This is a genomic window from Cerasibacillus sp., assembly GCF_036516575.1.
Lineage (GTDB): Bacteria > Bacillota > Bacilli > Bacillales > Amphibacillaceae > Cerasibacillus.
In genome coordinates this window covers 66309-76969 of record NZ_DATBTY010000034.1, presented here as the reverse complement: position 1 = coordinate 76969, position 10661 = coordinate 66309, and the positions used below count along the sequence as shown (strand labels likewise).

Genomic DNA, 10661 nt, shown 5'->3' with positions numbered 1-10661 from the left:
GGCTCATAGTCGCATTTATTTATTTGGCGATTATTGTTAAAATATTTATACAAATTAAGATATAGGAGGGGGTTCAATTGAACTGTCAACACTGTGGTCATGAATTAACTAATAATGAAGATGTTTGCCCAAATTGCGGTGGCTTTATAGAAAAACAAACTAATCAAGAAACAGGCGAAAAGAAAAAATTAGGAAAAAAACCATTCTTTATTGGTGGTGCTATTCTAGCTGTCATTATCATTTTATCTGTCTTCTATACAACTGGAAAAGCAAAGTTCGATCCAAATAAACAAATACAAGCTTTCAAGGAAGCTGTTTTGGATGAAAAAACGAAAGATGTTGCTGCGATGCTTTTATCAAGTGAGAATTCATTAGAGATAACTGAGGATAACACAAAAAAACTTGTAGATTATTTAAAGAATAATAATGATGACTTCAATCAATTAATCGAACGTCTTGAAGATCAAGCTTCTGATTATGAGAAAGGAAGAAAATCTTATACAGATGGTGTCTACGGAACGATTAATTTAGAAAAAGGTGGAAAGAAATGGCTTTTTTTTGATGAATATCATTTTGTTGTCGTACCAGCACATATCCATATCTCCTCAGCTAATAGTGAGATTGATATATTAATTAATGATGAGAAAGTGGATACAACATCTGAACATGGAACACATAATAAGAAATACGGTCCATATATGCCTGGAGAGTATACAGTAAAAGGCAAATTAGAAAGTGAATATTTTGATGCTGAAGAAAAAGAGGATATTGTATTATTTGACTTGAACGAAGACGTTGCTCGTGCTGAAATTGAAATGAATATAGGCCGAGTTCATGTTAGTTCACCCTTTTCAGGTGAGGCAACACTTTTCATTAATGATAAGAAAACAGATATTACAGTTGAAAGAGGACGAAAGTTGATTGGACAGTTCCCACTTGATGAACCAATTACATTCCATGTCGAAAAAGAGATGCCTTGGGATACGATTCAATCTGACAAAAAAGCACTAAATGAAGAAGGGCCAGAAATAAATTTTGATAATTTGCGATTAATTATAGAGACTGAAGAAGAAGAAATTGTTAGTCTTGTCAATGATGTTTTTAATAGTTATACAGAAGCGTTAAATAAAAAAGATATATCTGTTCTACACAAACAAACAACAGATAATTTTAAAGAATTATTTGATGAAGATTTGAAACGTGTCAAAAAGGAAGTTCCAAAATATAAAGGAACATTGTTAAGCGCACATTATAGAAATGATTTTTATCAGGAACCTAAATATGATGAAAAACAAGATGCCTATGTATTTGAAGTTAATATGATGTTCACTTACTATGAACCAAATGGATCATTGGGTAAACTCTTCGATGGTGACAACAATCATGAATATCAACGTGGACGAACAGTTACTATGATATATGATGAAAAAGACAATGAATGGAAAGTTGATAGTTGGAAAAAAGCTCATATGTTTACCTTTGATGATACGCCTTACTATGAGATTAATAAGAAACCAAAGTCTAAGAAAAACAAGAAGAAATAAGCTAGATACGAATTAGTTCATTAAATAATTGTTTAGGGAGTGCAAGCGATTGCAATGCCATAATTGTGGTTTTCAATTACCAAATAAAAAAGAAGAAATCTGCCCGGAGTGTGGGAGTTATTTAAAACCGGAGAAAAAGGAATTTTTCTTTAAAAATGGGTGGTCGGTAAAAAAAGCAGTCCTAATCGGTGTCATTACTTTAGCACTGGTCATTGCTGGGTCCGTGTTTTTTCGGATTGGGAAATCGAAGTTCGATCCTTACCAACAGATTAAGGCTTTTAAAGAAGCCGTGATAAATGAGGATGTAAAAAGTGTAGCAGCTATGCTCGTACCTGGTGATGAACCTGTACCGATTAACGAAAAAAACACAGCATTTCTCGTATCGTATTTAAATAAAAATAATGATGATTTTAATTCATTAATAGAACAATTTGAAGAGCAAGCTAATCAACCAGCTCACGGGGAAAGAATCTCAACGAGTGGAACGTATGCGACGATAAATTTTGAGAAAGTCGGTAAAAAGTGGCTTATCTTTGATCATTATCAATTTGTTGTTGTGCCTGCCTTTATTCGCATCTCAACGACGGATCAAGAACTCGATATATTTATTGAAGATAAAAAAGTAACGACAACGCCTAAATCAGGGGTGTATGAAAAAGACTTTGGTCCTTATCTGCCAGGAACGTATGAAATCATTGCTAAATTAGAAGGAGAATTCTTCTCGACTGAGGAATCATTTGTTGGTGATCTATTTCAGACTGATTCACAAGCTGTTCTTGCTGAAATCGAGATGGAATTAGAAGAAGTTGTGATTTACTCTGAATTTAAAGATGAAGCAACGCTTTACATTGATGATAAGAAGACTGATAAAGTGATTAACCGAGGCGACACATCGCTTGGTCCATCTCCAGTAAACCAAAACATTTCCGTTTATCTGGAGAAGGAGTTTCCTTGGGGAACGATTCAAAGCGATAAACTTATCCTAAATGAAGTCGGGCATCGTTTAAAATTTGATCATGTTTCATCAATTCAAGAGGAAGAAGAAGAAAAAATTATCGAAACGATTAATCACGTTCTGGATAGTTATATGAAATCAATAAACAAACGAAGTACAGAACCACTTAATGATAAATTGTCGACGAACAATTTTAAAAGACTATTAGAAAAAGATATTAAAGATGTAGAAAAAAACTATCCGAAATATAAGAGTACGTTATTAAGTGGACAATACCGTGTGCATCGCTATAAAGACCCGGAGTATGATAAAGAGCGTGGTGTTTACGCCTTTACGATTAGTGCCATGTTCACTTATTATGAACCGAATGGCCCACGCGGTTGGCAATCTAGAGATGAAAGTAAGCATGAATATAAACGTGGTGCTGATATTACATTGCTATATGATGAAAAGGATAAAGAATGGAAAGTCGATCATTGGAATTTTAATGCTTTTGTCATGTCTGACAATGATCCAATATACGAAATCAATAAAAAACCGAAGTCTAAGAAAAACAAATAACACTCTCATAACAAACATAAAACACCGCTTATCCTAAGATTAAGATAAGCGGTGTTTTTATTTATGCTTCTTTTTCCTTTTTGTTGCGGCGTGTTAATTTTGCTGTTAAATCATCAAAAAATGTGTAGACGACTGGGATGAGTAACAGTGTAAAGATACTGGATACGCCGAGTCCGAAGATAATCGTAATCGCTAATGGTTGTTGCATTTCTGCTCCTTCACCAAGTGCGAGTCCGATTGGCACCATACCTAATATTGTCGTCAGTGTCGTCATTAAGATTGGACGGAGCCTGCTTTTTCCTGCTTGAATAATCGCTTCGTACCTTTCGATACCACGGCGCCGTAATATATTAATATAGTCAACAAGTACGATCGAGTTGTTGACGACAATACCGGCTAACATGATGATTCCGATAAAGCCTGGAATACTTAGTGGTAAGCCTGTAATGAATAATCCACCGAGTACACCGACAACCATCGTTGGCATTGAAAACATAATGATAAATGGAAATAGGAAGTTTTCAAATTGGATGGCCATGACGGCATAGACAAGGAAAATGGAGAAGACAAGAGCTTTTGCTAAATCAGCAAATGACTCGACCATATCTTCGGCTTGCCCGCCGATGTTATAACTATAACCTTCTGGGAAACCTTTTTCCATATCTTTAAGCGTTGTTTCCACATCTTGAAGAACGCTTCCTAAATCGCGGTCAACGATATCACTTGTGACGTTCATTTGTGGTTGTTGATTCTGCCGTAATAACGAGACAGGACCCTGAACTTCTTTAAATTCTGCCACTTCTTCTAATGGGACAGTTGTCCCTTCTTGAGACGTTACTTTCATATCTTGTAAATCGCTAATCTCTTGTCGCTCGTCTTCTGGATAGAGAAGAGTGACATTCATTTCTTGGCCTTCTTCACGGTATGTTGTGGCGACTTGGCCTGTAAATTGCATTTGCACTTGACTTAAGATATCATCTTGTGTCAATCCATATAGGGCGGCTTTTTCTTTTTCCACGACGATATGCATTTGTGGTACGGCTTCGTTTGCTGCTGTTTCTGGGTTATAGATGCCATCAACCGTACTTATTTCACTCACGACATCATCAGCGAGTTCTCGAAGCGTGTCATGGTCGGGTCCGTTAAGTTCGATCGTAATCGGGTCCCCCATTGACATATCACCATGACTTTCGTTCACTTTTATTTCTGCACCGACAATCGATTGTAAGTCGGCATTTATATCTTGGACAATTTCGGTTGTCGTTTTATCACGCTCATCACTTGGAACAAGCTGCATCATAAAGGATGTCTTATTCCCCGATGAACCACCCATACCAAATCCACCTGAACCGATGGTGACGAAGTTCGTTTCAATCACTGATTCGTATTTTTCTAGTTTTTCATTGACTTGGTCTGTTATGGTCTGGACATGTTCAAGTGAACTTCCAGGTGCTGTTTCTACTGTGACTTCCATTTGTCCTTCATCTGCTGCTGGTATAAATTCCGCACCGATAAATGGAATCAAAACTAAACTTCCGACAATGGCTAAAATCGTAACAGTTACCGTTGTTTTACGATACTTTAAAACTCGTTTCAAGGCACGGGCATACCCATTATTCATTCGCTCAAGCAAGCGATTAAACCAATATCGTCGTCCGTGGTTTTCCATTGCTCGGGCGAGTAATTTCGATGACAGCATCGGTACAAGTGTAACGGCGACAACTAATGATGCAATCAGTGAGAACGACACGGTCAAGGCAAGTGGCGTAAATAAGTCAGATGCAATTCCCTCTACGTAAACAATTGGTAAAAAGACGACTAATGTCGTTGTCGTTGATGCAATAACCGCTGGTGCTAATTCGGATGCACCTTTTGTTGCAGATTCGAAAAGACTGTATCCACGCTGACGATACGAGTAAATATTTTCTAAAATAACGATCGAACTGTCGACCATCATTCCAAGTCCGAGTGCTAATCCACCGAGTGTTAAGACGTTTAATGTTTGCCCGGTGAAATACATGAGAGCAAAAGTAGAGATAACAGCAATCGGAATCGATAATCCGATGACAATCGTTGCCCGGATACTTTTTAAAAATAACAGTAAGACGAATATCGCGATGACTCCACCGATAAGGATATTTTTAATAACGGAGTCAATCGATAGCTTAATAAATTCAGATGTGTCGATGACGACATCAAGTTTAACGTCTGACGCTAATTTATTATTGATTTCATCAAGATTATTTAAAATTTCATCCGCAACTGCGACTGTGTTGGCGTCTGTCTTTTTCATAATCGATAACACAACGGCTGGTTCACCATTGACTAATGTTTCGGACGTTGATTTTTTATATGTATCTTCTACCGTTGCAACATCTTCGACATGGAGTTTCGCACCTGTTGGTGATTGGATGAGTGTTTTTTTAATATCTTCAAGAGATTTATATTCACCGACGACGCGGAGTTGTAAATCTTTATTTCCTTTTTCGACGGAACCGACAGATACGGATCGGTTCTGACTACTGACTGCTTGGGTAATCAATTGTGGGCTCACACCATATTGTTGCAGTTTCGCTTCATCAAGTATGAGTTGAATTTCGCGTTCTTTTGCCCCATCAATCGTTACGGAAGCAACACCTTCTTGACGTTCAAAAAATGGTGCGATTTGGTTATCGGCAAGTTCTGTTAAGACAGCAGCATCTTTTCCAGTTAAGCTAAGCCACATAACAGGCAATTGGTCCGGACTAAAACGCATAATATTCGGGTCGCCTGTTTGGTCGGGCAGCATATTTTTCACTTGGTCTACTCGTTCTCTGACATCAAGGAGGGCTTGGTCTAAATCAACCCCGTTATTAAACATCATTAAAACGAGTGAGTTACCTGATTGTGACTGTGATTGAATCGTGTTAATTCCTTCGACAGAACTAATCGCTGATTCAATCGGGCGACTCACTAAGTTCTCGACTTCCTGTGGTGCCGCGTCTTCATAGGTTGTCGCTATAACGGCAACGGGTAGGTCAATCTTTGGGAATAAATCAACGACTAGGCTTCGTACGGATACAACACCTAGTGCGATGATAGCAAGGACGATCATGATGACACCGACTGGTCTTTTAACAGAAGTGTTTACTAATTTCACGATCTATTCCCCGCTTTCTTCGACGACTTTAATCTTATTTCCATCAGTTAACGTTAATTGGCCATTAACGATGACTTGATCTTTTTCCTTTAGTTTTCCTTCAACGGCTGTATAGTCAGACTGTGTTTCTTTAATCGTAACATTTACTTTTTCTGCTTTATTATCTTTAGCAATATAAATGAATGTTTCCCCTGCTTCTTCAACAAGTGCTTCAGTCGGTATTTTTAATGTGTTTTTAATCCGTTTTGTTGGAACGGTCATTTTTAAAATGGTTCCTGAAACGATTTTGTTGTCTTTATTTTCAATTGTTGCTTCAATCGGGTAAAGCCCAGTATCGCCAGGTAGTGTGCCAATTGATGTAATCGTAATTTTTTCCTTTTTACCATTATAAGTCGCTTGTAATGTTTGGTCTTTTTTAAAATGGTCACGGTCTTTTTCTGTGACGGAAAAACTGACATTTAATGTTTCTAAATCTGCGATGAGTGCGACTGGTTCTTCTGTTGAAACAGTGTCCCCTTCTTTTTTGGAGAAATTAACGAGTGTTCCATCTTTTGGTGCTTTGATCGTTTGTTTACCGTAAGGCGTTTTCACGACAAATAAAGCGTCGTCTTTTTTCACATCGGATCCTTCTTCTTTTTCGATGGAATCAATTTCTCCTGCTGCTTGTAGCATAATCGGTGTCGTTGTCTGTGGTGCTGTTCTTCCGTAAACGGTTTGTTCAACAACGAGATCCCCTTTAGTCACCTCAGCCACTTCGACAGGGGTTTCTCTTTCTTTCGATTTTACGTTTTCTGTATCTTCATCTTTATCTGTGCATGCGCTAAATAGAGTAAGTATGAATATGGCAATTAGCAAATAGCGTGTTTTCTTCATCCGTTTGACTCCTCGTTTCTTTTTCGTTTTCTTATTGATCATACGATTAAGCTGGATTATTGTTTCATAATTTTATGATGACAATGATTATGGTAAAATTTAAGACTGGTTTACTATCTCTACTATTATTCAATGTAGGTCCATGTTATGTAAGCTATTTCTTTGTTGGTTTGAATAATGGTGGCTATTCCTTGCGAGTAGTTCATTTACCTTTCTAGTGTAGTCACATCGTCGTTATTTATCAAGTGTGATGGGTTTTAAGATAATTGTACTATTAGCTGCATGAATTTGCATTAGTTTACACTCTGATAGAATGAGTTTTTATTGATACCATAAAATGAGTGTTATTAATTCTGGGCAGAAAAAAAGAGAGCATATGTATTTTAACCATGCCCTCTATGATACAAAAAATGCCCTATCGATTATTGTTGTTGTCTCCCATATCGTTTCCATTGTCTTGATTGATGTTGCCGTTATCACCATTTTGATCGAGTGGTGCATTGTTGTTACCATCATTGTTATTATTATCTGGAGCAGCACATGCCGTAAAAACGGTCAGAGCCATAAATGGAACGAGTAGACGAACTAACCATTTACTTTTCATCATAATCCCTCCTTCAAACGATCGTGTTGTAATGGTTTACAATGATTAGTTTGTCCCGCTTTAAAAAAGTCATGCGGGTTATTTTGGAAAACTTAAGTGAAGTTGAGGAAGATGAAAGGAAAATATTGAATACCATGCTTGATGTGGATGTATTGGAGTTTCGAAAGGATGATACTTTTTAAAAAGGCGCCTCATGTCGAAAATCACGACTGATGAGACGCTCGCTTCATTATTTAATCGCAAACATAATTTCCGCTTCACAGGCAATTTCACCATCAACAGTGGCAACGCCTTTGCCTTTACCGATTGGGCCTTTCATACGGAGAATTTCGACTTCAAGTTTCAATGTATCGCCTGGTCTAACTTGACGTTTGAAACGACATTTATCTATACCAGCTAAGAAGCCAATCTTCCCTTTATTTTGTTCCATGTTTAGCATCGCGATAGCACCTGTTTGGGCAAGTGCTTCAACGATGAGTACACCCGGCATTACGGCATATTCTGGAAAATGCCCTTGGAAAAATGGTTCATTTGCTGTGACATTTTTCATACCAACGACGCGTTTTCCCTCTTCCATTTCTAATACTTTATCAACAAGCAAGAATGGGTAACGGTGTGGAATCGTTTGTTTAATTTGTTCGATATCCATGTCATAACTCCTTTCATTTTTTTCTTTTATGTATGTTGAGAGAAAAAGCTTGCAACATATGGAGATGCAAGCTTTTTCAGTTGAAATTATTTTTCTTTATTAACGATATCAAGGATGTGTTGCCATGTTTCTATTTTTAAGGCATCTTTCGGTTCGCCATCTCCAAGAACACCATATCCAATCATCAAACCAGCAATAAGAGCAGCTGCCGCTAAGATAGCAATCACAATTAAACGGAGCCAAATTGGAAAAATCCGGCGACGCGGTTTTTTTGTCTTTCGTTTCGTTGCTTTTTTGCTCTTTTTGCGTTCTTTTCGCGAAAGCGTTTCATTTTCTGGTAATGCTTTCGTTATCTTTCTTTGTTTGTTTTCTCTTCTTGTTGCTGGTTTTTCTAACTGTTTTGTTCCCATGGCAAAATTCGCCTCTTTCTCTCATCTACATCTATTAGAATACGGTTATTATACCATATCATTTAATGATTAATGAAAAATTTCATTATCGTATTTGGTTAATTAATCCCATCATTTGATCGCCCATTGTAATCGTGCGCGCATTCATTTGATAAGAGCGCTGTGTTGTAATTAGATTCGTCATTTCTTCTGCCATGTTTACATTCGATTGTTCTAATGCGTGACTTTGGACTAATTCACTGGTAAAATCTGCATCCTGAATGATATCAGCCTCGTTATAGCCGAGAGCTTCAAGTTCTGGCAGTCGAAATAAATTGTCACCAGCAGCCTCGAGTACGCGTGGGCGAATGGCTTCAACAATGGACAGCTGGTTGACAAATTGTTCTACACCGTTTCGTGTGACGTAAATAGCGCCATTTGAACGGATGGATAAATCATCGAACCCTTCTTCAATATCAATCGGACCGGCTAATCCTATTACGGGATGGCCATCGGATGTGACAAGTCGTAGTATACCATCTGTTTCTGTCGGGTGTAAATAAAGCGCACCATCTCTTGTGTACCGAGTCTCAATATTACCTGAAGCATCAACTTGCACAGGATAGAAATGATTTTCTTTAAGCAAGACAGTATCTAATACACGGTCTGTCTCTTTAATTGATCCAATAGCGAAATTTCGCTGAATCGAACCTAATTTAGCACCTGACCCTACACGGATGCCATCTGGTGTCAGTCGGCCGTCAGCATTCGCGGGATTTGTCATATTATTGATTTGTTGAAATAATAGAGAAGAAAATTCGGTTTGACGACTTTTATACCCAGTTGTTTGGCTGTTTGCTAAATTATGGCCAATGGTATCCAACTTATTTTGCAGTTGATTCATCGTCACTGCTGCTTGTATCATCATACGTGACATACTGCTTTTCTCTCCATTTCGTCTATTTTTTTCCAAAAAATTAGCTATGTGAAATATGGAAATAATCGTCTTGAAGCCTAAAACATGGATGAAAAATAAATGAATATCATGTCATCCAATCAGTTGTCATCTTCATCATGTTCAAGGAAGCTACTCTTAACCAAGCCGTCCAATATCATTAACTGCTTTCCCCATACTTTCATCATATGCTTTTAATACGCGTTGATTCGTTTCAAATATACGATATGCTTCCATCATTTGTGTCATCGTCTCTAGCGTATTGACATTTGACTGTTCTAAGAAACCCTGCTGAATATGAAATTGTGCAGCAGCAGGTATCGCATCTGTTTCACCGTTATATAAATCGTTGCCTTCTTTTTCTAATGTATGGGCATCAGCAACATAACGAATATCTAATTGTGACACTTGATTATCTGTTTGTACTTGACCTTCAGGAGAAACGATAAATTCTAAGCCGTCTGTGAAAATCCGATTTTGGTTACTGTCTAACACATAATAGCCCTGTGTTGTCACAAGGTATCCTTCACCATCGATCGTGAAATTCCCGTTACGCGTAAGACGGATATCACCCGATTCATCTTGTACAGCAAAAAAGAAGCTACCATTCTCATCAGGTACATTTTCCTGAATAAGGGCTAAATCAGTGTTTAGGCCTGTTTCACGAATATCTCCCTGATTAAAATTTGGAACATATTCTTGAATATACACACCTGTGTTTAAGCCACCAATTGGGCGCTTTGTTGGGACATGCATTCCGTGTTTAACTGGAAGTTGTTTCGCATTGATTTCATGCATCAGCATTTCCGGAAATGCGCGAAATGTTGCTTGGTCAGCTTTGTATCCTGGTGTGTTCGCATTCGCGATATTGTTAGATAATGCTTCTTGATAACGTTGTTGTGCAATCATCCCACTAGCTACCGTATAAAAACCTCTTAACACGATTCATACATCCCTTTCCCTGTAAGCTAAGCGTTTTCAGTTTTGCTTTT

General features: G+C 37.8%; 9 protein-coding genes. 2 read left to right on the top strand and 7 right to left on the bottom strand.

Going from position 1 to position 10661, the window contains the following annotated elements:
• The first annotated feature begins 77 nt into the window (after positions 1-77).
• Both VIG73_RS06080 and VIG73_RS06075 read left to right on the top strand, forming a co-directional pair.
• Complete coding sequence (locus VIG73_RS06080) at positions 78-1544, top strand: zinc ribbon domain-containing protein (protein WP_331640011.1); 1467 nt, start codon at positions 78-80, stop codon at positions 1542-1544.
• A 49-nt stretch (positions 1545-1593) separates the two neighbouring features.
• A complete protein-coding gene (locus tag VIG73_RS06075) occupies positions 1594-3060 on the top strand; it encodes a TcaA 3rd/4th domain-containing protein (protein WP_331640009.1) in 1467 nt (488 codons plus the stop codon).
• 61 nt (positions 3061-3121) lie between these two features.
• Here VIG73_RS06075 and VIG73_RS06070 read toward each other — a convergent pair whose 3' ends face one another.
• The 7 genes from VIG73_RS06070 to VIG73_RS06040 all read right to left on the bottom strand — a co-directional run bounded on the left by VIG73_RS06070 (position 3122) and on the right by VIG73_RS06040 (position 10611).
• Positions 3122-6199: an efflux RND transporter permease subunit gene (locus VIG73_RS06070; protein ID WP_331640007.1), complete on the bottom strand. Its 3078-nt coding sequence runs from the start codon at positions 6197-6199 to the stop codon at positions 3122-3124.
• A 3-nt stretch (positions 6200-6202) separates the two neighbouring features.
• A complete protein-coding gene (locus VIG73_RS06065) occupies positions 6203-7072 on the bottom strand; it encodes an efflux RND transporter periplasmic adaptor subunit (RefSeq protein WP_331640005.1) in 870 nt (289 codons plus the stop codon).
• A gap of 415 nt (positions 7073-7487) precedes the next feature.
• Positions 7488-7676 (bottom strand): hypothetical protein, encoded by a 189-nt coding sequence (locus VIG73_RS06060; protein WP_331640003.1) that lies wholly within the window; start codon positions 7674-7676, stop codon positions 7488-7490.
• A gap of 229 nt (positions 7677-7905) precedes the next feature.
• Positions 7906-8325 (bottom strand): 3-hydroxyacyl-ACP dehydratase FabZ, encoded by a 420-nt coding sequence (gene fabZ / locus VIG73_RS06055; protein ID WP_331640001.1) that lies wholly within the window; start codon positions 8323-8325, stop codon positions 7906-7908.
• Positions 8326-8411: 86 nt separating this feature from the next.
• Positions 8412-8735, bottom strand: a complete 324-nt coding sequence (locus VIG73_RS06050) for a DNA-directed RNA polymerase subunit beta (RefSeq protein ID WP_331639999.1) — start codon at positions 8733-8735, stop codon at positions 8412-8414.
• An 85-nt stretch (positions 8736-8820) separates the two neighbouring features.
• Positions 8821-9651: a flagellar hook-basal body protein gene (locus tag VIG73_RS06045; RefSeq protein ID WP_331639997.1), complete on the bottom strand. Its 831-nt coding sequence runs from the start codon at positions 9649-9651 to the stop codon at positions 8821-8823.
• A 156-nt stretch (positions 9652-9807) separates the two neighbouring features.
• Positions 9808-10611, bottom strand: coding sequence for a flagellar hook-basal body protein (locus VIG73_RS06040; RefSeq protein WP_331639995.1), 804 nt, complete (start codon positions 10609-10611; stop codon positions 9808-9810).
• Positions 10612-10661: the final 50 nt, after the last annotated feature.